This is a genomic window from Deinococcus sp. HSC-46F16 (genome assembly GCF_024171495.1).
GTDB lineage: Bacteria > Deinococcota > Deinococci > Deinococcales > Deinococcaceae > Deinococcus.
In genome coordinates, this window is sequence record NZ_JALJZW010000005.1 from 164196 (window position 1) to 187763 (window position 23568).

At 69.2% G+C, this 23568-nt stretch carries 21 protein-coding genes; 5 read left to right on the forward strand and 16 right to left on the reverse strand.

Annotation, left to right across the window (positions count from 1 at the left end; all coding sequences use genetic code 11):
• Positions 1-41 precede the first annotated feature (41 nt).
• A complete protein-coding gene (tyrS, locus tag L1280_RS11910) occupies positions 42-1280 on the forward strand; it encodes a tyrosine--tRNA ligase (protein WP_253582516.1) in 1239 nt (412 codons plus the stop codon).
• 128 nt (positions 1281-1408) lie between these two features.
• Here the strand turns inward: tyrS and pyk are convergent, their stop codons facing one another.
• The 14 genes from pyk to L1280_RS11980 form a co-directional block, all read right to left on the reverse strand.
• Positions 1409-2857 (reverse strand): pyruvate kinase, encoded by a 1449-nt coding sequence (gene pyk / locus L1280_RS11915; RefSeq protein ID WP_253582517.1) that lies wholly within the window; start codon positions 2855-2857, stop codon positions 1409-1411.
• Between the two features lie 109 nt (positions 2858-2966).
• On the reverse strand, positions 2967-4235 hold the full coding sequence (eno, locus tag L1280_RS11920) for a phosphopyruvate hydratase (RefSeq protein ID WP_253582518.1): 1269 nt from the start codon (positions 4233-4235) through the stop codon (positions 2967-2969).
• A 134-nt stretch (positions 4236-4369) separates the two neighbouring features.
• Positions 4370-5452 (reverse strand): DNA polymerase III subunit beta, encoded by a 1083-nt coding sequence (gene dnaN / locus L1280_RS11925; protein ID WP_253582519.1) that lies wholly within the window; start codon positions 5450-5452, stop codon positions 4370-4372.
• Between the two features lie 382 nt (positions 5453-5834).
• Entirely contained in the window at positions 5835-7211 is a 1377-nt protein-coding gene (dnaA, locus tag L1280_RS11930; protein ID WP_253582604.1) for a chromosomal replication initiator protein DnaA, read from the reverse strand.
• A 248-nt stretch (positions 7212-7459) separates the two neighbouring features.
• Entirely contained in the window at positions 7460-8449 is a 990-nt protein-coding gene (locus L1280_RS11935) for an SDR family oxidoreductase (protein WP_253582520.1), read from the reverse strand.
• A 33-nt stretch (positions 8450-8482) separates the two neighbouring features.
• Positions 8483-8743 (reverse strand): hypothetical protein, encoded by a 261-nt coding sequence (locus L1280_RS11940; RefSeq protein ID WP_253582521.1) that lies wholly within the window; start codon positions 8741-8743, stop codon positions 8483-8485.
• A gap of 7 nt (positions 8744-8750) precedes the next feature.
• A complete protein-coding gene (gene dprA / locus L1280_RS11945) occupies positions 8751-9839 on the reverse strand; it encodes a DNA-processing protein DprA (RefSeq protein ID WP_253582522.1) in 1089 nt (362 codons plus the stop codon).
• 30 nt (positions 9840-9869) lie between these two features.
• Positions 9870-11252, reverse strand: coding sequence for an ATP-binding protein (locus L1280_RS11950; protein WP_253582523.1), 1383 nt, complete (start codon positions 11250-11252; stop codon positions 9870-9872).
• 84 nt (positions 11253-11336) lie between these two features.
• On the reverse strand, positions 11337-11999 hold the full coding sequence (locus L1280_RS11955) for a response regulator transcription factor (RefSeq protein WP_253582524.1): 663 nt from the start codon (positions 11997-11999) through the stop codon (positions 11337-11339).
• A complete protein-coding gene (locus L1280_RS11960) occupies positions 12000-12410 on the reverse strand; it encodes a hypothetical protein (protein WP_253582525.1) in 411 nt (136 codons plus the stop codon).
• Positions 12411-12582: 172 nt separating this feature from the next.
• Positions 12583-14172: a dihydrolipoamide acetyltransferase family protein gene (locus tag L1280_RS11965; RefSeq protein ID WP_253582526.1), complete on the reverse strand. Its 1590-nt coding sequence runs from the start codon at positions 14170-14172 to the stop codon at positions 12583-12585.
• Positions 14173-14206: 34 nt separating this feature from the next.
• Positions 14207-14440: a hypothetical protein gene (locus tag L1280_RS11970; RefSeq protein WP_253582527.1), complete on the reverse strand. Its 234-nt coding sequence runs from the start codon at positions 14438-14440 to the stop codon at positions 14207-14209.
• Between the two features lie 13 nt (positions 14441-14453).
• Entirely contained in the window at positions 14454-15476 is a 1023-nt protein-coding gene (locus L1280_RS11975; protein ID WP_253582528.1) for an alpha-ketoacid dehydrogenase subunit beta, read from the reverse strand.
• Positions 15473-16588, reverse strand: a complete 1116-nt coding sequence (locus tag L1280_RS11980) for a thiamine pyrophosphate-dependent dehydrogenase E1 component subunit alpha (protein ID WP_253582529.1) — start codon at positions 16586-16588, stop codon at positions 15473-15475. Before L1280_RS11980 ends, L1280_RS11975 begins: the two co-directional genes overlap by 4 nt.
• Positions 16589-16810: 222 nt before the next feature.
• Here L1280_RS11980 and mnmG point away from each other — a divergent pair, with 222 nt between their 5' ends.
• The 4 genes from mnmG (at position 16811) to L1280_RS12000 (ending at position 21001) form a co-directional block, all read left to right on the forward strand.
• Positions 16811-18619, forward strand: a complete 1809-nt coding sequence (mnmG, locus tag L1280_RS11985; RefSeq protein WP_253582530.1) for a tRNA uridine-5-carboxymethylaminomethyl(34) synthesis enzyme MnmG — start codon at positions 16811-16813, stop codon at positions 18617-18619.
• Between the two features lie 69 nt (positions 18620-18688).
• Complete coding sequence (gene rsmG, locus L1280_RS11990; protein WP_253582531.1) at positions 18689-19423, forward strand: 16S rRNA (guanine(527)-N(7))-methyltransferase RsmG; 735 nt, start codon at positions 18689-18691, stop codon at positions 19421-19423.
• Positions 19420-20169 (forward strand): AAA family ATPase, encoded by a 750-nt coding sequence (locus L1280_RS11995; RefSeq protein ID WP_253582532.1) that lies wholly within the window; start codon positions 19420-19422, stop codon positions 20167-20169. Before rsmG ends, L1280_RS11995 begins: the two co-directional genes overlap by 4 nt.
• A complete protein-coding gene (locus L1280_RS12000) occupies positions 20153-21001 on the forward strand; it encodes a ParB/RepB/Spo0J family partition protein (protein WP_253582533.1) in 849 nt (282 codons plus the stop codon). Before L1280_RS11995 ends, L1280_RS12000 begins: the two co-directional genes overlap by 17 nt.
• Positions 21002-21236: 235 nt before the next feature.
• Here L1280_RS12000 and L1280_RS12005 read toward each other — a convergent pair whose 3' ends face one another.
• Positions 21237-22643, reverse strand: a complete 1407-nt coding sequence (locus L1280_RS12005) for an OFA family MFS transporter (protein ID WP_253582534.1) — start codon at positions 22641-22643, stop codon at positions 21237-21239.
• A 100-nt stretch (positions 22644-22743) separates the two neighbouring features.
• Positions 22744-23568, reverse strand: coding sequence for a formate dehydrogenase accessory sulfurtransferase FdhD (gene fdhD, locus L1280_RS12010; protein ID WP_253582535.1), 825 nt, complete (start codon positions 23566-23568; stop codon positions 22744-22746).

Genomic DNA, 23568 nt, shown 5'->3' on the forward strand with positions numbered 1-23568 from the left:
GGCCAGAGAGCGAGTGCGCCGCTTTCCTTTGTGGAGACCCCATGACCGAGATTCGAAGAAACCTGCCCGTAGACGAACAGCTCGCCGTCCTGAAGCGCGGCGTCGTGGACCTTGTCTCCGAAGACGACCTGCGCCGCAAGCTCAGCCGCAGCCTGGAAACGGGTACCCCGCTGCGCGTCAAGCTCGGCGCCGACCCCACCCGCCCCGACCTGCACCTCGGGCACGCGGTCATCCTGCGCAAGATGCGGCAGTTTCAGGACCTCGGGCACCGGGTGATCATGCTGATCGGGGACTTCACCGCGATGATCGGGGACCCCTCCGGCAAGTCCAAGACGCGCCCGCCCCTCACGCTGGAAGAAACCCGCGCCAACGCCCAGAGCTACCTCGACCAGTGCAGGCTGATTCTGCGGAGCGACCCGGAGGTGCTGGAGCTGCGCTTCAACGGCGAGTGGCTCGAACCCATGGGCTACGCCGACGTGATCCGGCTGGCGAGCCGCTATACGGTGGCCCGCATCATGGAGCGCGACGATTTCAAGAAGCGCTTTGAGGGCGGCGTGCCCATCGCCGTGCACGAACTCCTCTACCCGCTCACCCAGGGCTACGACTCGGTGGCGCTGCGGGCAGACGTGGAACTCGGTGGCACCGACCAACTCTTCAACAACCTCGTGGGCCGCGCCCTGCAACGCGACTACGAGCAGGAACCGCAGGTCGTGATGACGCTGCCCCTCCTGGTGGGGCTGGACGGCACCGAGAAGATGTCCAAGAGCCTCGACAACTACATCGGCCTGACCGACGAGCCGCACGCCATGTTCGCCGGGCTGATGAAGGTGCCCGACCCTCTGCTGGAGAACTACTTCACCCTGCTGACCGACCTGCCGCAGGAGCGGATCGCCGAGCTGCTCGCCGGGCACCCCGTCGCCGCCCACCGCGAACTCGCCCGCGAGGTCGTGCGCTGGCTGCACCCGGACGCCGATCTGGACGCCGCCGAAGCCCGCTTCAAGGCGGTGGCGAAGGGCGCGATTCCCGACGACATCCCCAGCGTGCCCGTCCCCGCCGACCTCGCGGGCGAAGGGGGGCGCTACAGCGCCGTACGGCTGGCCGTCCTCGCGGGGCTGGAACCCAGCAACGGGGCGGCCAAAAAGCTGGTTCAGAACCGGGGCCTGAAGGTGAACGGCGAGGCCCTGACCGACCCACAGGCCGCCGTCGAACTTCCAGCGGAGGGTGTGGTGCTCCAGAAGGGCAAGGACCGCTTCGTGCGGGTGGTACCGGAAAGACTCTGAGCCACGGCCTCTCCCCCAGAGTTATCCACACCTCCCCTGTGGAAAAATCCGCGCCCTGTGGATAAAAATCCCGCTCCCGCCTGACATCAGCTTGACAGGCGGGAGCGGGATGAACCTGGGGGAAAGACCTAAACGCGGTCGCTCAGGTCTTCCTCACGCAGCCGCTCGACGCGCAGCATGTTGGTGGTGCCGCGCACGCCGAAGGGCACGCCCGCCGTGATGACGTATCGGTCGCCCACGTCGGCCAGACCGCTCTTTTTCAGCTCGTCGTTGGCGATGCGGACCATGTCATCGGTGTCGTGCGGGTCCTCGCTGAGCATGGGCGAGACGCCCCAGGTCAGGGCGAGCTGGTTGCGGGTCTGCTCGTTGGGGGTCAGGGCCAGGATCGCCACCCGGGGCCGGTATTTGGCGATGCGGGTGGCCGCGCCGCCCGTGCTGGTAAAGGTCACGATGGCCGGGGCTTCCAGCTTCTCGCCGATGGAGCAGGCGGCAAAGGCGATAGAGTCCTGCGCGAGTTCGGTCTCCACGACCATCTGGCGCTGAAGGAGTTCGTAGTGCTCGCTGCTCTCGGCCTCGCGGGCGATGCGGTCCATCATGGCGACGGCCTCGACCGGGTACTGCCCGGCCGCCGACTCCGCCGAGAGCATCACGGCGTCGGTGCCGTCGTAGATCGCGTTCGCCACGTCCGACGCCTCGGCGCGGGTGGGCCGGGGCAGACCGATCATGCTCTCCAGCATCTGGGTCGCGGTGATCACGGGTTTCCCAGCCTCGCGGCACAGCCGGATCAGGCGCTTCTGGATGGTGGGCACCTGCTCGGGCCGCATCTCCACCCCGAGGTCCCCACGGGCAACCATGATGCCGTCGACCTCGCGCAGGATGTCCTCGAAACGCTCGACCGCCTGCGGCTTCTCGATCTTCGCCATCAGCTTGGCCCGGCTGCCGAAGCGGGCGAGGTAGTGCCGGGCGAGCAGCAGGTCGTCGCGCGAGCGCACGAACGACAGGGCGACCCAGTCCACCCCCAGCGCGGCCCCGAACTCCATGTCCTGCACGTCCTTTTCGGTCAGGGCCGGGACCGAGAGGTCGGCCCCGGGCACGTTGATGCCCTTGTTGTTCTTCAGGACGCCGCCGATCAGCACGGTGGTCTGGATGTCGTGGCCGCGTACCTGGTCGACCCGCAGGGCGAGGTTGCCGTCGTCGAGCAGCAGGGTCAGGCCGGGGTACACGTCCTGCGCCAGCCCCTTGTAGGTGCTGCCCACCCGCTCCTCGTTGCCCTCCACGTCGTCCATCGTGATGGTGAAGCGCCCCCCGGCCTCCAGCGTGACCTGCCCCTCCGCAAAGCGGGCGACCCGGATCTTGGGGCCTTGCAGGTCTTGCAGAATGCCGATGGTCAGCCCGCGCTCGGCGGCGAGTTCCCGCACCATATGCACGGTGTGGCGGTGGTCTTCCGGGTCCCCGTGGCTGAAGTTCATGCGGACCACGTTCAGCCCCGCGTCCATCATCCGCCCCAGCGTCTGCGGATTGCGGCTCGCCGGGCCAATGGTGGCGACGATCTTGGTGGCTCTGTCGAAGTGTTTCATGGGTGCCTGCTTTCTGGCTTGGAATCAATTCCAGAGGGTGAAACGTCCGGGGATCAGGTCTCAGGAAGTGCCCTCCCCTGACGCCTGATCCCCAGAACTGGACTCCGGGTTACCTCAACGCCCTGCGGCCGAGATAGATGGCCGAGCTGCCCAGCGCGTCCTCGATGCGCAGAAGCTGGTTGTACTTGGCGATGCGGTCCGATCTGGAGGCCGAGCCGGTCTTGATCTGCCCGGCGTTGGTGGCGACGGCGAGGTCGGCGATGAAGGAGTCCTCCGACTCGCCCGAGCGGTGGCTGATGATGGTGCCGTAGCGGCTGCGCTTGGCGAGTTCGATGGCGTCCATCGACTCGGTCAGCGAGCCGATCTGATTCACCTTCACCAGAATCGCGTTGCCCACGCCCGTCTCGATGCCCCGCGCAAGGCGCTCGGGGTTGGTCACGAAGAGGTCGTCCCCGACGAGCTGCACCCGGTCCCCGATCCGTGCGGTGAGCTGCTGCCAGCCGTCCCAGTCGTCTTCCGCGAGGCCGTCCTCGATAGAGACGATGGGGTAGCGCGAACTCCAGTCCGCCCAGAAGTCCACCATCTCGGCGGTCGAGAGCGTGCGCCCCTCACTTTCCAGGTGGTACTGGCCGTCCCTGTACAGCTCGGTCACGGCGGGGTCGAGCGCGATGGCGATGTCCTTGCCCGGCTCGTAGCCCGCCTTCTCGATGGCTTCCAGCAGTACTTGCAGGGCTTCCTCGTTGCTTTTCAGGTCGGGGGCGAAGCCCCCCTCGTCGCCCACGTTGGTGTTGTAGCCGCGCGAGGACAGCACCTTTTTCAGCGTGTGGAAGGTCTCGGCCCCGTAGCGCAGCGCCTCGCGGAAGGAGGGCGCCCCGACGGGCATCACCATGAACTCCTGAAAGTCCACCGAGTTGTCGGCGTGCGCCCCGCCGTTGATCAGGTTCATCATCGGCACGGGAAGCGTCTTGGCGTTGCTGCCGCCCAGGTAGCGGTAGAGGGGCACGTCCAGCTCGGCGGCAGCGGCCCGCGCGGTCGCAAGGCTGACCGCCAGGATCGCGTTGCCCCCCATCTGGCCCTTGTTGGGGGTGCCGTCCACCGCCATCAGCGCGGCGTCCACGGCCCCCTGCTCGGAGGCGTCGAGGCCGACCACGGCGGGACCGAGGGCCTCATTCACGTTCTGCACGGCTTTCAGGACACCCTTACCGCCGTAACGGTCGCCGCCGTCGCGCAGTTCGAGCGCCTCGTGGGTGCCGGTACTGGCCCCCGAGGGCACGATGGCGCGGCCCGAAAAACCGCTGTCGAGATGAACTTCGGCTTCCACCGTCGGGTTGCCGCGCGAGTCGAGCACTTCACGGGCGATCACTTTCTCGATGTTCATGCTGGGACCTCCTGGCCTGCACTCCCCCATGGGGGAAGGTGTATCGCTGACACTATACGGGGGGCGGGTTGGCTGCCTCGGGTGGGGGTGGGGGGCGGCGGAGGGAATGGCCCGTGCCGCCCCTGGGAGGCCCCTCAGACGCGCAGCGTGACCATGACCGCCATATACCCGCCCCCCCCGCTCGCGCGGAAGATGGCGGGGCTGGTGGAGCCCGAGAAAAGAAGTTCGGCTTCCCCCTCGATCGGCCCGAGGGCATCGAGGACGTGCCGGGCGTTGAAAGCGAGGCTCATGGCGGGTTCCATGCCACCCTGCACCACATCGAGGGTGTCCTGGGCGCGGCCGTAGTCGCCCTCGGCGGCGAGGCGCAGCTTGCCCTCGGAGACGAGGAACTCGACCCGGTTATTGGCGTTCTTGTCGGCCAGCACGGCCACGCGGCCCACGGCCTCCTTGAGCGCGGTGGCGGGCAGGGTCACCTGCAACCGGATGTCTTTCGGAATCACCCGCTCGTAGTCGGGAAATTCGCCGTCGAGCAGCTTGAGGTTCATCCGCACCCGCTCGGTGGTCACGCTGAGCATGCCCTCGCCGTAGGTGAAACGGGCCTCGCCGTCGCGCAGCACCCGAATCAGCTCGTCGGCGCTGCGGGCGGGGATGATCAGGTTGCGCCCGTCGCCGTTGGCCGGGAAATCACGCAGGGCCACCCGGTACCCGTCCGAGGCGACCACACGGGCCGACTCCTGCCGGTGCTCCAGCTTGATGCCCCGGAAGACCGCTTGAAACGCTTCGTTGCTCGCCGCGTAGCGCACGCTGCCCAGCGCCCGCGACAGCTCGGCGGCGTCGAGACTCACGTCGGCGTGGGTGGGGAACGAGAGGGGCGGGTACGCGTCGAAATCCCCGATCTGAAGCTTGAAATCGCTGCCGCCCGCCCGCACCGCGAGTTCATTGCCCGCGAGTTCCAGCTCGACCAGTTCGCCCCCCAGGTTCCGCACGATCTGCGCGAACAGGTGCGCGGGCACGACGAGGTTCTGCGGCTCCTGCACCTCGGCCGGCACGAAGCACGACAGGTCGATCTCGAGGTTGGTCCCGCTGAGGGTCAGGCCCTCGGTGCTCGCCTCGACCTTCAGGGACGTGAGCAGCGGGTTGCTGCTGCGGCTGGGGATGACCCGCTCCAGAAGGCCCAGGCCTTCACTGAGAATTTTTTTGGTGACGTGCGCTCTCATCTTCCACCTTTCCCCCTGGAGGGGTCTATCTCTTTCTGTCTTCTAGAAATTAAAAAAATAGTAGTAGTAGTAGTAGGGCCTGTGGATATTGTGGAAAACCTAGTTTAAACCGCACCCAGCGCAGAAAATTTATCCACAAGCGGCCTGTGGAAAACTCGAAAACCTGTGGATAACCTGTGGATAACTCGGGGGGTTTTCCACAGGCCCTTTCCCCCTGTGGAAAACTACCCCACTTATCCACAATTTTATCCACAGAAAATGGCGACTTATCCACAGGTTTTGAGGGTTATCCACAAGTTTGTCCACAGATCGTGAAACCTTGCACACCCTTTTGGAACAGAATTTGGAACTTATTTGCGCGTCAGCAGAACGCATCATGAAGTTACGCCTCTTTTCGCTCATCTTCCACATCTTTAAGCTGGCCCCGGAGGGTCTGGACAGCGGCTGTCAGCTCAAGGTCCTTACCCATCTGTTCAGTCACCTTGGAGACGGCGTGCATGACCGTGGAGTGGTCGCGGCCGAAAAACTGCCCAATCTCCGGCAGCGAGTGCCCGGTGAGGTCGCGCACGAGGTACATGGCGACCTGCCGGGGCACGACGACCTCGCGGGCGCGGCCCGAACCGCGTATCTGGTCGGGCGAGAGGCCGAAGTGCGCGGCTGTCGCCTTGAGCACGTCGATCATCTCGACCTTGACCTCCTGCGGCGCGAAGACGTTGCTCAGGGCCTTGGCAGCCACGACGCGCGACAGCGGCACGTTGTTGAGGCTGGCGTAGGCGACGACGCGCACCAGCGCTCCCTCCAGCTCGCGGATGTTGCTGGTGACCTGCCGAGCGATCAGTTCCAGCACCTCCTGCGGAATGGCCGTGTGACTCTGCTCGGCGTTCATCTTCAGGATCGCCACCCGCGTCTCGAACTCGGGAGACTGGATGTCGGTGATTAGTCCCCACTCGAAGCGGCTGCGGAGGCGGCCTTCGAGCGTCTGGATGTCCTTGGGCGGACGGTCCGAACTCAGGATGATCTGCTTGTGGTTCTCGTAGAGCGCGTTGAAGGTGTGGAAGAACTCTTCTTGCGTGCGCTCCTTGCCCGCCAGAAACTGGATGTCGTCGACCAGCAGCAGGTCCACCGAGCGGTAGCGGTTGCGAAACTGGGTCATCTTGTCTTCGCGAATCGCGTTGATCAGGTCATTGGTAAAAGACTCGGTGGAGACATATTCGATGCGCTTGTCGGGAAACCGCTCGGCGAGGTAATGCCCCACCGCGTGCATCAGGTGGGTCTTGCCCAGGCCCACGTCCCCGTAGATAAAGAGGGGATTGTACGCCTTGCCGGGCGACTCGGCCACCGCGAGCGCCGCCGCGTGCGCGAGGTTGTTGTTGGGACCGACCACGAAGTTCTCGAAGGTGTACTTGGGGTTCAGCGACTTGCGGTTGTCGGCGGGGGCGGGCGCGGCGGGGGCCGCCTTGCCGGGGCCGGGCCGGGGCGGGGGCGGGTCCTCGGGCAGGATCATCGCTTCTTGCACGGCGGGGAGCACCTGAAAGGTGACCTGCGGGTTTTCCGCCCCCAGGTCGCGCAGGGCGTCTTCCAGCAGGAGCTGGTATTGCCGCCGCACGTACTCCTGCGCGAAGGAGTTGCGCACCCCCAGCACCAGCGAGCCGCCCTGAACGCCCAGGTTCTTCATGGGGGCGAACCAGGTCTTGTATTCCACTTCCGAGATATTTTGGCGGACGTACCCCAGCACGTCCGCCCAGATTTCCTGCGTGATAAGGCGCACCTCCCCCGGTCTGCGGGCCGCTCAGTCTTGCGCGGCCAGCATACCACCGCCTTCCCCGTCTCCTTCGCCCCGCTTCTCCCCCCCGCCTGCCTCCGGCCGACGAAGTTCAGGTCCGGCACGCTCCGGGCGGCCCCGACCCGCGCCGCGCCCCCCTCGGCCCCAGACTCGTGCCGTGGGGCGGCGTCAGGGGCCGCCCTAGCCTCCGTTCGGCCGGGGCGGGGCTGCCCCTGCGCACGGGGTTACCCGTGTTCGGCCAGCACCGCTGCCTCGCGTTCGGGGGTCAGAAAAACCTTTTGCGGGGTCCCGGCGCTCCAGGCGCGGGTGTCGCGGGCCGTCGCCCCCGGGTCGGTGAGGGTCAGCCCGGCGGCGACGGCGCGGTCGTTCGCCACGTCCATCAGGCCGCCCTGCTCGCCACTCGCCGGGACGTAGATGGGCAACTCGTTCCAGCCGATGCCCTGCGCTTCCAGCGTGGCCGCGTCCACCCAGACAGCTTCAGCGTTCGCCCCGGTCGCCTCCCGCGCCACGTCCACGAACTCGCGCCACTCCAGACGCGGCCCGGCGAGGTTGAAGACACCAGGAATGTCCTGTTCCAGCACCGTCACCGTGAAGCGGGCGAGGTCGCGGGCGTCAATCACCTGCACGGAGTCCGAGCCGTCCCCCGGCGCGAGGAAGCGGCCTCCCTGCGCTACCCGGTCCACCCAGTACGTGTAGCGCCCAGTCGGGTCATACGGTCCCGCCACGATCTGCGGGCGCAGCAGGGTGGCCCGCTCGCCGTAGACCTCCTCCACGATGTCCTCGCAGGTGACTTTCAGCGGCCCATACGTCTCTCCCGTCACTTCCGTCACGTCCTCGGCAGCAGGAGGAAAACGGGGGTCGTCCTCTCGAACGGGGTGGCGGCCCTGCTCGGCGTACACGCTCACCGTACTGACGAAAACGTAGCGGCCCACCGAATCTCGCAGGGCCTCGGCGCTGGCCCGCACCTGCCGGGGCGTGTAGCCGCTCACGTCCACGCAGGCGTCCCAGGTGCGCCCGGAGAGGGCGGCGAGCCCTTCCGCGCCGCCGTCACGGTCGCCGTGAAGGCGCTCGACCGTCTCCGGCAACTCGTCGGGGGTGCGCCCGCGCGTGAACACCGCGACCCGGTGCCCGGCCGAGAGGAGCGTCTCCACGATATGCCGCCCCACAAACTGGGTGCCGCCCAGCACCAGCACGTCCATACCCTGTTTGGTCATGAGGGCAGCATTCCACGGCGCCGGAGGGTGCGGCTAGGGGGTCCTCCCCTTCTCCCACCCCGTCAGCGCCGCCTCGCCCCGTTCGGTGAGGGTGTATGTCGCCCTGGCCTGTCCGGGGCCGCCTTCCAGCGCGATCAATCCCCGCCCCTCCAGCCCCTTGACGGTGACCACGCCCAGCCGCCGCCCGGCCAGCGTGTAGTACGGGCCGCGCCCGGTCTGCCGCAGGTGCCGGACGAGATCGGCGCCGCCCCGCAGGGCCAGGAGGACCCGCGCCTCCGCGTTTGTCAGGCTCACCTCTCCCCTACCGCCGCGTCCAGCGCCCGCCCACCTCTTCGGCCAGGCCCATGAGTTGCAGCATCACCAGCGCCGTCTGAAGCTCCGCGAGGCCCAGCCCGGTGGCTCCACGCAGGTCGTCGAGGGTGGCGGGCGTGCTCAGCGCCGCGTACACGCGGGCCTGCTCGGGTGGGAGGTCGGGGAGGCGGGCGGCGGGGCCTTCCTCCCAACCCAGTTCGGCCAGCACGTCGCCCGCCGTCTCGGTGAGAACCGCTCCCTCGCGCAGCAGCCGGTGCGGCCCGGCGGCGCGGGGGTCCCCGGCGCGGCCCGGCACGGCGAAGACGGTGCGGCCACATTCCAGCGCATGGGTGGCGGTGATGAGTGAGCCGCTCTTGAGTTCGCCCTCCACGACCACCGCGCCCGCCGAAAGCGCTGCGATCAATCGGTTTCGCGCCGGAAAGTGGTGTTGCGCGGGGCCGGTCCCCAGCGGGTACTCGCTGACCAGGGTGAGCCGCCCGGCCAGCTCCGCGTTCTCGGCGGGGTAGATGTGGTTGACCGCGCTGCCCAGCACGCCGATGCTCAGGCCCCCGGCGTCCACCGCCGCCCGGTGCGCCTCGGTATCGATGCCGCGGGCCAGGCCGCTCACCACGACCACCCCCGCCCGCGCGAGGTCGGCGGCGAGGTCGCGGGTCAGCGAGCGGGCGTGCGGACTCGCGCCCCGCGTGCCCACGATGCCCACCGCGCGGGGCACCGCCGGGAGGTCGGGCAAGTCGCCGAGGACCCACAGCACCGCCGGGGGATCGCCCAGGGCCTCGAGCGCCTCCGGGTAGCCGGGCAGCCCGCGCCCCAGCAGGGTGACGCCCCCGGCTTTCGCCTTCCGCAGCTCCGCCTCGGCCTGCTCGCGGGGCCCCGGCGTGCCGATGGCGGCGACCGTCTTGGCCTCCAGGCCCGGCACCCCCCGCAGCGCGGTCAGGGGAGCCGCGAGCGCCGCCTCCGCCGAGCCGAAGTGCCGCCGCAGGCTCTCGGTGCGGCGCGGCCCCAGCGCGGGCGTGAAGCGCAGGGTCAGCAGCGCGAGCAGTTCGGCCTGGGCTGCGGCGGAGTCGGCGAGGGCGGTCACGCCCGGAGGATAGCGGCTTCGCCCCACCCGTCAGGACGCGGGTGCGGCCGTCCCGATGGGGGTGTCCCCGGGGTGGTCGTCGGCCTGCACCTCGTCTTCCTCGTCGCCCAGTTCCGGTCCCGGCAGGGTCAGGACGAACTCGGCCCCGCCCCCCGGCGCGTTGCCCGCCGTCAGGGTGCCGCCATGCAGCGCCGCGATCTGCCGCGACACACTCAAGCCCAGACCGCTGGAGCCGCTGCCGCTGACGAAGGGTTCAAAGATACGCTCGCCCAGCTCGGGCGGCAGGCCGGGGCCGCTGTCCTGCACGGTGAAGGTGACGTGCCCCGGCGTCTCACACAGGGTCAGCGTGACCTCGCCCTCCGGCCCGGCGGCGCGGCGGGCATTCGCCAGCAGATTCCGCAGCGCCTGGGTCAGGCGGTCGGGGTCGCACAGCAGCATCCCGCCCCAGTCGCCCGCGAAGGTCGTCCCCGGCACCAATCGGTCGAGCCGCCCACGCAGGGTCGCCGCCGGGATGAAGTGCCACGCGACCTTCATCTCCAGTTGCCCCCGCGCGAGCTGCATCAGGTCCTGGGTCGTGAAGGTCAGCTCGTCGGCCACCAGCGCGGCGCGGGCCACCTCGGGATCATCCGTGCGCTCGGTGGCCCGCGTGAGGCTGGCCCGCAGCACCGTGAGTGGAGCGCCCAGCTCGTGCACGATCTGGCCCAGCAGTTGCTTCTCGCGGGCCTGCACCGCCTCGATGCGGACCAGCAGGCGGTTGAGGGCCGCCAGGAGGCGGTGCACCTCGTCTTCCCGTTCCGGCAGCGGCAGGGTCGCCACGCTGCGGGTGGGGTCAATCCGGTCGGCGAGGTCGGCCGCCCCGCTGAGGTTCGCCAGCGCCCGCCGCCCCACCCACCAGCCCACGACCAGCATCACGCCGGGGGTCAGCAGCAGCGCGAGCAGCAGGGCGCGGGTCGCGCTCTCGCGGGCGTTCACGAGGTCGTCTTCCGGGAGGGCCACCCACACGGTGCCGAAGTCCTCCACCGGGCGGGTGGCCGCCCGCATCGGCGTGCCCAGGATGGGAAAGCGCATCTCCCCCGCGTAGGGAAAGGGGGCGCCCGATTCCAGCCGCAGCGACGGCGACGCCTGAATCACCCGGTTCTCGTCGTCCAGCAGCGCCGTGTACCCGCTGATGGGCGGCAGGCTCTGGCCCACGGTTTGCGCGGGGGAAAAGAGCCGCTCGGCAATGGCGTCCGCGCGGTCGTTGAGCCGGGCCTGGAACTGTTCGTCCATTCCGCGCAGCAGCAGGGTCAGCATCCCGATCCCCACCACCCCGATCACCACGGTCGCCAGCAGGGTGTACACCAGCGCCAGCCGAAAGCGCAGGCTGTGCCGCCACGCGACGCGGGCCGACTCGAGGGGGGCGGGACGGGTCACCCCGCCTCCCCCGGACGGCAAAGCCCCCCCACGCGGGCGCGGAGGGGGCAGGCGGCAGTCCACATGGGCGGCTCAGGAGGAAGGTCAGCTCGCCTGAAGCACGTAGCCCACGTTGCGGATGGTCCGAATCCGCAGGTCGCTGGCGGCGTGTTCCAGTTTCTTGCGCAACTGGCTGATGCGGACCTCGACCGAGTTGCTGTTGGGCGTCTCCCAGCCGTAGAGGTGCGACTCGATGTCCGCCCGTGAAAAGACCCGCTCGGGGGTGCGCATCATCAGTTCGAGGATGCGGGCCTCGTGCTCGGTGAGGTTGACGTTCTTGTCATTCACGGTGAGCAGCAGGCTGCTGGTGCTGAGGCTGGTATTGCCCAGGTTCACGCCCGTTCCGGCGGCGGTGCGGCGCAGCAGCGCGGTGATGCGGGCGTCGAGTTCCGGCATGGCGAAGGGCTTGGTGAGGTAGTCGTCGGCCCCGGCGTTCAGCCCGGCCACGCGCTCCTGCACCCCCGAGCGGGCCGAGAGCACCAGCACCGGCGTGCTGGAATACTGCCGCAGCGCCTGCACGAGGTCGAGGCCGTCGCCGTCGGGCAGGTTCAGGTCCAGCAGAATGAGCTGCGCCGAGTGGGTTCCCAGCCACGCCTGGGCGTCCCTCAGGGTCGCGGCGTGGTGCACGAGGTAATCGGCCGACAGGTATTCCTTGAGCAGCGGGCCGAGGTGGGGATCGTCCTCCACGACCAGAATCTGGGCGAGCATTCAGCGGCCTCCTTCAGGGGCAGGTTTCTCGGCGGTGGGCAGGCGCACGCCCGGCATCTGGCCCACGGGCTGGACGGTCAGCGTGAGCTTCAGCCCCGTCAGAAAGCGGGCCAGGGTCTGCTCGGTGTTGCCAACCTCCAGCGTGAGCTGCCCGGCCCTGAGGGTCCCCACGTAGCGGGGCTGGAGACTCAGGAACAGGCCCTCGTTGCGTTCGTCTTCACTGCGGGAAAACAGCAGCACCACGGGGCCGCTGTAGTTCCGGACAAGCTGCACGGTCATGCGGCCCCCGCTGCTTTCGCCGTAGCCCAGATTCAGTTGCAACTCCGGGTCCACCACCCGCAGCTTCAGCGCCCCGGCCCCGGAGGCCAGGGTCAGGAGCAGCAGCGCGGCAAGGGTACGGAAGCGGGTCATCACAGTCACTCTATCCAATCCGGCAGTCCGTGCCCGTGGGCCAGGACCCCATGACCACGCACCCTAGCGCCCCAAGCTGACGCCCCTTTGACCCGGCCCTGACCTCGCCTTCATGCTTTGAAAAGCAAAGCGGCCAGCCGGGGAGGGGCTGACCGTTGGGGGTGGCGAAGCTCTACATCGCTTCCAGCATCAGGCGGTCGGGGTTTTCCAGCAGCCGGATCACTTCCTTGCAGAAGCGGGCGGCTTCGGCCCCGTCGACCAGGCGATGGTCGAAGGACAGCGAGAGGTACATCATGTGCGCGACCTCAATCTCGTCGCGCTCGTTCACGATGGGCCGCTTCACGATGGAGTGGACGCCCAGAATGGCCGCGTCGGGCACGTTGATGATCGGGAAGGAGAACAGCGCCCCGATGGAGCCGATGTTCGTCACCGAGAAGGTGCTGCCCGCCAGCTCGTCGGGGCTGAGCTTGCCCGCCCCCGCGCGGCCCGCGAGGTCGGTGACCTGCCCGGCGAGTTCGAAGATGCTCTTGTGGTTCACGTCCCGCAGCACAGGCACGGTGAGGCCCGCGTCGGTGGCGACCGCCATGCCGACGTTGTAGTACCGCTTCATCACGATCTCGCCCGACGCCTCGTCGAAGGACGAGTTGAGGCTGGGGTACTTCTTCAGCGCGGCGGCGACCGCTTTGAAGATGAACGGCAGGTAGGAAAGCTTGACGCCCGCCGCCTGCGCGTCGCCCTTCACACGCTCGCGGAACTGCACCAGTTTGGTGAGGTTGACCTCGTCCACGGTCAGGGTGCGGACGGTGTAGAGGTGGCTGGCCTGCATCTGGTTGGAGATGGCGCGGCGCATGCCCCGCAGCGGCACCCGGTCTTCGAGGTGCTCGTAGCCCTTGGGCGTGCGGTACTGAACGGGGGGAACGGGCATGCCGCCCGCGCCTTTCGCCGCTGCCGGAGCGGGTTGGGGAGCCGGAGTGGGAGCGGGCTGTGCCTGGGGCTGGGGCGTCGGCGCCGTCACGGGGGACGGGGCGGCCTGCCCAGCCTGCCCGGCGTGGGTCACCACGTCGTCCACCCGCACCCGGCCGTTGGGGCCGCTGCCCGCGACCTGCGCGAGATCGATGCCGAGTTCCCGCGCCCGCTTCCGCGCCGCCGGGACCGCGAGGACCCGCCCGTCGGTGCGCCCGGAGGGGGTCTGCTGGCGGTTCAGGATGCTCCCGGTGCCCCCGGTGTAGGTACCCGGTGCCCCGCTTCCCGCGCGGTTCTCCAGCCCCCGCAGGCTGACCGTCTCGTCGGAGGCGAAAGCCTTGAAGAGGCTGCTCTCGTCCCCGTCGTCCTTCGGGGCGTGCCCGGCTTCCACGATGCTCCCGCCCATCTGCTCGCGCTCCTCGGCGGCCTGGGTGGGAAGCTGGGCGTCCACGGTCGTGGGGTTCTCCCCGGTGTCCTGAATCCCCTGGGTGACGCTGGGGGCGGAGGACTGAGCGGCGTTCTGCACCGTCTCCCCTCCCCCACTGGTGGCTCCGGCCGCCGCGCCCGCTTCCACGATGATGGCAATGGGCGCGTGGACGGCCACCACGTCGCCCTCTTGCGCGAGGCGCTGCTGGAGCACCCCCGCGTAGGGGCTGGGCAGTTCGACGGTGACCTTGTCGGTCATGACCTCGCACAGGGGCTGTTCGAGGGCCACCGTGTCGCCCTCGTTCACCAGCCACTTCAGGATTTCGCCCTCGACCACGCTCTCGGCGAGTTCGGGCAGCAGGACTTGTTTCATGCGTTACCTCGGCAGAAAAGGGGCGGAAAAACGGTCAGCGGAGAAAGAGGAGGCGGGCCAGGCCGTACAGCAGCAGCAGGCCCGCCACCCCCTGAATGAAGCGGTCGCCCTGCGCGTAACGCCACGTCGCCGCGCCCAGCGCCACGAACGCCGTTCCAGCCAGCAGGTCCGGCCACGGCTCCCGCAACCGGCCCAGCAGGGGGTACACCGTGAAGCCGATCGCCAGGCCCAGGGCACCCAACACCCACCGCCAGACGTCGGGCTTCACGGCTTCCCCGGCATCAGTAGTTCAGGGCCTGCACGCAGGCTGCGGCGATGCGGTTCGGGCCGGGAAGGTAGACCTTGTCCTGCACGTAGGGGTACGGGATGTCGAAACCCGCCACCTGCACCACCGGCGAGAGGAGCTGGTCGAACAGTTCCTCCTGAAGGACGTAGGCCACCTCCCCCATGAAGTTGGAGGTGCGCGGCGCCTCGCTGACGAGGACGGCCCGCCCGGTCTTGGAGACGCTCTCCAGCACCAGCTCGCGGTCCCAGGGCACCAGCGAGCGCAGGTCAATGACCTCGGCCTCCACACCTTCGGCGGCCAGCGCGGCGGCGGCCCGCTCGGCGTCGGGCATCACGCCGCCGTAGCCGATGATGGTGAGGTCCCGGCCCTCGCGGCGCACGGCCCCCTTGCCGATCTCGACGGTGTAGTCGCCCGTGGGCACCTCGCCCTTCGCAGCGCGGTAGAGCCGCTTGGGTTCGAAGTAGATCACCGGGTCTTCCCCGCGCACGGCGGCCTTGAGCAGCCCCTTGGCGTCGTAGGGGGTGCTGGGCATCACGACCTTGAGGCCCGGCGTGTGGGTGAAGTAGCTTTCCGGGCTCTGCGAGTGGTGGTGCCCACCCTTCACGCCGCCGCCCGAGGGGGTGCGGATCACCATCGGCGCCGTGAACTGCCCGCCGGAGCGGTAACGGATCTTGGCCGCCTGACTGATGATCTGGTCGAAGCCCGGCCCCATGTAGTCGGCGAACTGGATCTCGGCGATGGGACGCATGCCCCGCACCGCCATGCCGACCGCCGCCCCCACGATGCTCGCTTCCGAGAGCGGGGTGTCGAAGACGCGCGTCTTGCCGAACTCGGCCTGAAGGCCCGCCGTCGCCAGGAAGACGCCGCCACGGGCGCCCACGTCCTCCCCGAAGACCACGACCCGCTCGTCACGGGCGAGTTCCTCACGCATGGCCTCGGTGACGGCCTGAATCAGGGTCAGGGTGCGGGTTTCCCCCGCTCCTGTTCCGGCCTGTGCCTGGTTCTGGATGGCGGTCATGCGCGGCCCCCGGCGGCGGGCTGCTCGGCCCGCAGGAAGTCTTCCTGAAGCTCCAGATGCACCGGCTTGTCGGCGTACACGTCCTCGAACATGATCTCCCAGCCCGGCTGCCCGCTCGCCTCGGCGGTCAGGACGGCCTCGTCCACCTCGCGGTGGGTCGCGGCCACGAGGTCACGGATTTTCTGCGGGTCGATGGGCGCCCCGAGGTGCTCCAGCAGCCGCTCCACGCGGGTGATGGGGTCACGGGCCTCCCACTCGGCCACCTCCTCGCGGGTACGGTAGTGCTTCTCGGCGTCGGCGTCCGCGTTGGAGTGCGAGCCGATGCGGTAGGTCAGGCACTCGACGAGGGCGGGACCCTCCCCCGCGCGGACCCGCTCAGCCACGTGGCCCATCACTTCCATGACCGCCACGATGTCGTTGCCGTCCACGTAGTAGCCGGGCATCCCGTAGGCCTTGGCCTTGATGTGGATCGTCTCGCTGGCGGTCTGCTCGCGCAGGTGGGTGCTGATCGCCCACTGGTTGTTCTCGCAGACAAAGAGGCAGGGCGCTCCGGAGGCCCCCGCCATATTCAGGCCCGCGTGCCAATCGCCCTCGCTGGTCGCGCCATCCCCGAAAGTGCAGACGGTGATCTCGTCCGTGCCGAGGTACTTCTGGGCCATTGCTGTGCCCGCTGCGGGCGGCACCTGCGACGCGATGGACGAGGAGATGGACACGAAGCGCTTGTCCGCCACCCCGAAGTGGTGCGGCATCTGGCGGCCCCGGCACAGGTCGGAGTTGGTGCCCAGGCACTGGCTCACGATGTCCAGCATCGAGATGCCCATCGCCAAGCCCAGCGTGTGGTCGCGGTAATACGGCCAGACCCAGTCGTGCCCCACCCGCAGCGAGTGGGCGAGGCCCACCTGGGTGGCTTCCATGCCGCTGGCCTGGGCATAGAAGGTGGTGCGGCCCTGCCGCAAGAGCGTGACGAGTTTCTTGTCGAACTCCCGCGCCCGCACCATCTGGCGGTGCAGTTCACGCAGCAGCTCGGGCGTGAACCGGGCGGGCAGTTCCCGGATTGGTTGGCCGTCTTCAGACACCCAGCGCAGGGGGTCAGACGTGAACGGCTGAATCATGAGGGGCCTCCTGAGCGGCAGGGCCGGAGGGCGCCCAGGGGGCGCGGCACCGGACATACGACACATAACCTAACGCTCGTTCGGGATTCTAGACCATGCACCTGCGCCGCCGGAGGGATGGGCCACCTGAACCGGACGGAGTTCAGGTTTCACGTGAAACCTCCCCGGCACCGTGAGCCATTCCCGTGTAGGTGGGAGGCCGCCGCTCTACACTCCTTCCCGATGAGCGGCTGGAACGTGATCGTGATCGGCGGGGGACACGCGGGGCTGGAGGCAGCCTGGGCGGCAGCGAAGTTTGCCCGCACCGCCCTGCTCGTGGGCAATCCCGCCACCGTGGGCCGGATGCCCTGCAACCCGGCGGTGGGCGGCCCCGGCAAAAGTCAACTGGTGTTCGAGGTCCAGGCCCTGGGCGGACTGATGGGCCGCTTGGCGGACGAGACGGCGATTCATACCCGCGTGCTGAACGCGAGTAAGGGACCCGCCGTGCAGTCCCTACGCGTGCAGAACGAGCGCGACGCCTACGCCGAGCGTGCCCAGGACGTGATCTTCGGTCACCCCGGGATCGAGATCGTGCGGGGCGAGGCGGCCGACCTTGAACCCGATGGCCGGGGAGGCTGGTTCGTCGTGACGACAGATGGACGGCGCCTGGCGGCCCGGAGTGTGGTCGTTGCGGCTGGAACCTTCCTGCGCGGCGTGACCTGGTATGGCCGCCAGTCCCGTGCCGAGGGGCGTCAGGGCGAGCCGCCCGCCCGATTCCTCAGCCAACCGCTGGCCCGCGCGGGGCACCGGCTCAAGCGGTACAAGACCGGGACGCCGCCCCGCGTCCGGGCTGACTCCGTGCGCTTCGCCAACCTGCTGGAAATCCCCGCCGACCCGCAGCCGCGCGGCTTTACCGGACAGCCCGGCCCCCGCGCCGCCGAGTCACCGACCTGGCAGACCCACACGACCGCCGAGACGCACCGCCTGATTGGCGAGAACCTCCACGAGTCCCCGATGTACGCCGGAGACATCGAGGGTCTCGGCCCCCGCTACTGCCCGAGCATCGAGGACAAGGTCGTGCGGTTTGCCCACCACGATCGCCACCTGCTCTTTGTGGAGCCGGACGGGGTACAGACCAGCGAAGTTTATCTTCAGGGCTTCAGCTCCTCGCTGCCGCCACGCCTTCAGGACGCCCTGGTGCGGACACTGCCCGGTTTCGAGCGGGCGGTGATTCAGCGCTACGCCTATGCGGTGGAATATGACGTGGTGGATTCCACCGAACTCACCCTCAATCTGGAATCCCGGCTTCTCCCCGGCGTATTTACGGCCGGGCAGATCAACGGCACCAGCGGCTACGAGGAGGCGGCGGCACAGGGACTGGTGGCAGGCACAGCGGCGGCGCGGCGGGCCTTGGGTCTGGAGGAGCATCAGGTTTCACGTGAAACGGGGTACATCGGTGTGATGCTGGATGACCTCGTCTTCAAAGGCAGCGACGAACCCTACCGCATGATGACCAGCCGGGTGGAACACCGCCTGCTGGTGCGCCAGGACAACGCCGACGAACGGATGACGGGCCTGGGGCAGCGGCTGGGACTGGTGGGGGAGAGCACCGCGCGAACTGTCGCAGAGAAGTATGCGCGTGTGGAGGCGGGCGTCCAGGCCCTGCATCGGCAGCGAGTCAACGGCCAGCCCGCCGACGCCCTGCTGCGGCGCCCGGAATTCACCCTGGCCGATGTGGAGGCGCTGGGCGCCGTGCTGCCGCCCCTGGGGGAAGGCGAGCGCGAGGCCGTCGAGATCCGGGTGAAGTACGCGGGCTATATCGAGCGGGCTGAGCGGCAGCTCCAGGCCGAGGCGAAAGGCAGTGAGCTGAGCCTGGATGGAGTGGATTTCGCCGCGCTGGGCAGCCTGTCGAACGAGGCCCGTGAAAAGCTCACGCGGGCACGCCCCTCGACGGTGGGGCAGGCCGCGCGGGTCCCCGGCGTGCGGCACGCGGATATCAGCGCCCTGCTGGTTCATCTACGTCAGGCCCGGAGCGTTTCACGTGAAATCTGATGGCCCTGGCTCAGCCTCGCAGGGCTACCATGCCCCAGTGACGACTGAACAAACGGGCAGGTACAGCCTGTGACACCGGAGGCGACAGCGCTGCTGCTCCAGGGTGGGGGGGAGCTTGGCCTCGACCTCTCTCCACACGTGGAATCATTCACGAGGCTGCTGACGTTGCTTCGGCAAGGAGCGGCTCAGACCAACCTCACCGCCCTGCGCGACGAGCGCGACATCGTTCTGAAGCATTTCGTGGACTCGCTGACCTGCCTACGGGGGAGCTGGCTAGGCGGTGACGGCTGGGTGCTGGACCTGGGGACGGGCGCAGGATTTCCAGCCCTTCCCCTTGCCATCGTGCGGCCGGAATTGCGATTCACTCCGGTGGACGCCACCGCGAAAAAGATCGCCTTCGTGACCCGCACGGCGGCGGCCCTGGAACTGAGCAACGTCACGCCTCTAACCGCCCGCGCCGAGACACTGGGGCGGGACCCGGCCCACCGCGAGGGCTACGGCCGGGTCGTCACCCGCGCGGTGGCCTCGCTGCCCGCGCTGGCCGAACTCGCCCTGCCGCTGCTGCGGGAGGGCGGTCTCCTCGTCGCCCAAAAAGGCCCCATCTCCCCGGAGGAACTGGAGGCGGGCCGTCTCGCCGCCGCCGAGGTCGGGGGAGAGGTTCGGGCGGTGGACGCCTTTGCCCTTCCCGTGCTGGGGGAAGCACGGACGTTGGTGGTGGTCGAGAAGACTGGCCCTACCCCCGAGCGCTACCCCCGGCGCGAGGGCGTTCCAGCCCGCAAGCCGTTATTCTGGCGGGCGACGTGAAGACCCTCGGCATCGTGAACCAGAAGGGGGGCGTGGGCAAGACGACCACCGCCATCAACCTCGCCGCCTACCTCGCGGCGGGGGGGCGGCGGGTGCTGCTGCTCGACATGGACCCGCAGGGCAACGCGACGAGCGGCCTGGGCCTGCGCGGCGCCGAGGCCGGGCTGTACGAGGCGCTCGCCGAGCCCGGCCGGGTGACCGAGTTCATCCAGTCCACCTCGCAAGACGGGCTCGATGTGCTGCCCGCCACCCCCGACCTCGCCGGGGCCGGGGTCGAACTCTCCGACGACCCGGAGGCGCTGACGCGGCTGCTGGGGGCAGTGCAGGGCTACGATCTCGCTTTGATTGACGCGCCGCCCTCTCTGGGGCCGCTGACCGTGAACGTGCTGGCGGCTGCCGACGCCCTGCTGATTCCCCTCCAGGCCGAGTATTACGCGCTGGAGGGGCTGGCCGGGCTGATGGAGACGGTCGAGCGGGTGCGGGGGGGCCTGAATCCCCGGCTGCGGGTGCTGGGGGTGGCGATCACCATGTTCGACGGCCGCACCAACCTCGCGCAGGAGGTCGAGACGATGGTGCGCGGGCATTTCGGGGAACTGGTGTTCTGGTCGGTGGTGCCGCGCAACGTGCGGCTCTCGGAGGCCCCCAGCTTCGGCAAGCCCATCGGGGCCTTCGCGCCGCTCTCCAGCGGGGCCGCCGCCTACAAGCGCCTCGCCGAGGAGGTGATGCAGCGTGTCGAGAAAATCTAGCCTGGGGCGGGGCCTCGACGCGCTGCTCAGCAAGCCCCAGCCCACGCCGGACGCGCCGAGTGGTGGCGTGCAGACGGTCCCCATCGCCCGCATCGTGCAGGCGGCCTACCAGCCCCGGCAGATTTTCGAGCCGGAGGCGCTGGCCGAGTTGGCGGGAAGCATCCGCGAGAAGGGCGTCTTGCAGCCGCTCCTTCTGCGCCCGCGCGGCGAGAACTTCGAGATCGTGGCGGGCGAGCGGCGCTGGCGGGCCTCGCAACTTGCCGGGCTGTCCGAGGTGCCCGCGATCATCCGCGACCTGGGGGACAGGGAAGCGCTGGAGATCGCCATCATCGAAAACCTCCAGCGCGAGGACCTGGGGCCGCTGGAAGAAGCGCGGGCCTATCAGACGCTGCTGGAGCAGGGGCTCAACCAGGAGGGGGTGGCGCGGGCGGTGGGGAAGGGCCGCTCGACCGTCTCCAACGCCCTGCGGCTGCTGGCCCTGCCGGGCGAGGCGCTGCGGGCGCTGGAGGGCGGCGAGATCAGCGCCGGGCACGCCCGCGCGGTGCTCGCGCAGCCGGAGGCCGACCGGCTGTGGGCGCTGGACCAGATTCGCACCCGCCGCCTCAGCGTCCGGGAGGCCGAGGCCCTGAAGCGCGAGGTCCGCACGGGTTCCGCGCCCATCCCGGTCAACCCGCCCCGCGCCCACCGTCAGGTCGAACTGGCCCTCAGCCGCCGCACGGGGACCCGCGTCCGCATCACGGGCGAGGACAAGGGCCGCGTGGAGCTGAGTTTCGCCTCGCGCGAGGAACTCGACCGCCTGCTCGAGCTGCTGGGCTACGCCGCCGAGGAATAGACGGCGCGGGGCCACCAGTGGGGCGGGGCACAGGTTCATCGCCTGTGCCCCGCCCCACTGGGGAGCTGACTGACCCATCAGCCTGCTGGTCGCTGAGGACCCTCATCGGAACAGTTCGATCACCTTGATCAGGGTCTGCCAGATCGCCCACACCATCGGGATCAGGACCACGAGCCAGGCCAGCACGACGGCGGCGGGAGACGTTCTCGGTTCGCGCATGGGGAGGCTCCTGGGGTCAGTCGTCGGCAGCCGTCAAGGGATCTGCCGGGCGGGGGGCGTGGTAGCGGGCGGCGACGGGGCGCACGAGCAGGTTGGCGACGAAGCCCACCACCAGCAGGGCGGCCATGATCCACATGACGGTGGAGTACGCCTGCGCGGCGGGCACCCCGGAGGCGATCTGGCGGTCGCGGAAGCCGTTGACCAGCGAGGGGCCGACGATGGCGGCGGCGCTCCAGGCCAGCAGCAGGCGGCCGTGGATGGCCCCCACGTTCAGGGTGCCGAAGAGGTCGCGCAGGTAGGCGGGAATGGTGGCGAACCCGCCGCCGTACATGCTCATGATGACGCCGAAGGCGAGCACGAACAGCGCCAGGCTCGCCATCCGCCCGAACACCGGAATCAGGAAGTACAGCACCGTGCCCAGCGCGAAAAAGATCATGTAGGTCGGCTTACGCCCGATCCGGTCGGAGGTCGAGCTCCAGAAGAGGCGCCCGCCCATGTTGAACAGGCTCAGCAGCCCCACGAAGCCCGCCGCCGCCGTGGCCGTCACACCGTTTCCGGCGCCCAGCACCCGGTCGCTGAACATCTCCTGAATCATCACCGACGCCTGCCCCAGCACCCCGATTCCCGCCGTCACGTTGCAGAACAGCACCACGAACAGCAGCCAGAACTGCGGGGTCCGCATCGCCTGCTCCACGGTGACATTGTGGGTGCTGATCATGCCGTGGGACGCACTGGGGGCGGGCGGCGTCCAACCCTGGGGCGCCCAGCCCTCACGCGGGACCCGGATCAGAAAGGCCCCGAACATCATCAGCGCGAAATACAGGGCCGCCATCGTGACGAAGGTGGGCACGATCCCGAAGTTGGGGCCGCCATATGCCGTCATCAGCGAGGTGCCCAGCGGGCTGCCCAGCAGCGCCCCGCCGCCGAAGCCCATGATCGCCAGGCCCGTGGCGAGGCCGGGACGGTCCGGGAACCACTTCATCAGCGTCGAGACGGGGCTGATATACCCCAGCCCCAGGCCGATGCCGCCCAGCACCCCGTTGCCCAGGATCACCAGCCAGAGCTGGTGGGTCGCGACCCCGAGCGCCGCGACCAGAAAGCCGCCGCAAAAGAGCAGGGCCGAGGTGAACATGGTGCGCCGGGGTCCCACCCGCTCGACCCACTTCCCGAAGAGGGCCGAACTGGCTCCCAGAAAAAACAGCGCCACCGAGAAGATCAGGCCCACCTGAAATAGCGACCAGTCGCCCGGCGCCCCCGTCTCGGCGGCCAGGTCGCCGCTGATCAGGCGGCTGAGCGGTTTGTTGAACACGCTGTAGCCGTAGATCTGCCCGATGGACAGGTGAACGGCCAGCGCCGCGGGTGGCACCAGCCAGCGGTTGAAGCCGGGCGGCGCGACGGAATGCTCACGGTCGAGAAAGGACATGTGGACCTCCTGGAACGAGAACGGGGCGGGAGCGGCCGGTCAATGGGGGGAAGGGGACAGGGCGACCTCCTCAGAACATCAAACGGGGGAGAGTGAAGGATTACAGGTGCAGGCGCTCGGGAAAGCTGTACACGTTGAAGCGGCCCCCCCGCACGAAGCCCAGCAGCGTCAGGCCGAAACTCCCGGCCAACTCGGCGGCGAGGCTGGTGGGGGCAGACACGGCGCACACGACGGGAATCCCGGCCAGCGCGGCCTTTTGCACGATCTCGAAGCCCGCGCGGCTGCTCACGGCGAGGACGTGGTCGGACAGCGGCAGCCGGTCCCGCGCGAGCGCCCAGCCCACCACCTTGTCGACCGCGTTGTGGCGGCCCACGTCCTCATGGACGACCAGGCACTCCCCGTCCGCGGTGAACAGGCCCGCCGCGTGCAGCCCGCCCGTCGCGTCGAACAGGGGCTGGGCGGCCCGCAAACGCTCGGGCAGGGCACAGACCATCCCCGGTGACAGGGGAGGACGGGCCCAGACGGCGGGCACGGCCCGCAGGGCCAGCCGCTCGATGCTGCCGGTGCCGCACACCCCGCACGCGCTGGACGTGAAGGTGTGCCGCGAGAGGGTCCGCACGGCCGCGAAGCCCGAGCGCAGTTCCACCCGCAGCACGTTGGGCGTGCTCAGCTCGCCCTCCCGCCACTCGGAGATGCTCAGCACGTCCTCCGCCCGCCGAATCGCCCCCTCCGCGTAGAGGAAGCCCCGGACAAGGTCGTGGTCCGCGCCGGGCGTGCGCATGGTGACGCCCACGGGCTGCTCCTCGCCCCGGTGCACCAGCCGGAGTTCGAGCGGCTCCTCGACGGCCATCCGGTCGTCGGCGGACGTGACCCCGCCGCGCTCGTAGCGCAGAACGGGGCGGGGGGCAGGCTCGGCGGCGGTCAT

Coding starts and splice junctions, on each gene's coding strand:
- L1280_RS11935 (WP_253582520.1), bottom strand. CDS start 8,449: ATGACCAAACAGGGTATGGACGTGCTGGTGCTGGGCGGCACCCAGTTT.
- L1280_RS11960 (WP_253582525.1), bottom strand. CDS start 12,410: ATGACCCGCTTCCGTACCCTTGCCGCGCTGCTGCTCCTGACCCTGGCC.
- L1280_RS11975 (WP_253582528.1), bottom strand. CDS start 15,476: ATGACCGCCATCCAGAACCAGGCACAGGCCGGAACAGGAGCGGGGGAA.
- mnmG (WP_253582530.1), top strand. CDS start 16,811: ATGAGCGGCTGGAACGTGATCGTGATCGGCGGGGGACACGCGGGGCTG.
- pyk (WP_253582517.1), bottom strand. CDS start 2,857: ATGAAACACTTCGACAGAGCCACCAAGATCGTCGCCACCATTGGCCCG.
- L1280_RS11980 (WP_253582529.1), bottom strand. CDS start 16,588: ATGATTCAGCCGTTCACGTCTGACCCCCTGCGCTGGGTGTCTGAAGAC.
- dnaN (WP_253582519.1), bottom strand. CDS start 5,452: ATGAGAGCGCACGTCACCAAAAAAATTCTCAGTGAAGGCCTGGGCCTT.
- eno (WP_253582518.1), bottom strand. CDS start 4,235: ATGAACATCGAGAAAGTGATCGCCCGTGAAGTGCTCGACTCGCGCGGC.
- fdhD (WP_253582535.1), bottom strand. CDS start 23,568: ATGACCGCCGCCGAGCCTGCCCCCCGCCCCGTTCTGCGCTACGAGCGC.
- tyrS (WP_253582516.1), top strand. CDS start 42: ATGACCGAGATTCGAAGAAACCTGCCCGTAGACGAACAGCTCGCCGTC.
- L1280_RS11965 (WP_253582526.1), bottom strand. CDS start 14,172: ATGAAACAAGTCCTGCTGCCCGAACTCGCCGAGAGCGTGGTCGAGGGC.
- L1280_RS12005 (WP_253582534.1), bottom strand. CDS start 22,643: ATGTCCTTTCTCGACCGTGAGCATTCCGTCGCGCCGCCCGGCTTCAAC.
- L1280_RS11955 (WP_253582524.1), bottom strand. CDS start 11,999: ATGCTCGCCCAGATTCTGGTCGTGGAGGACGATCCCCACCTCGGCCCG.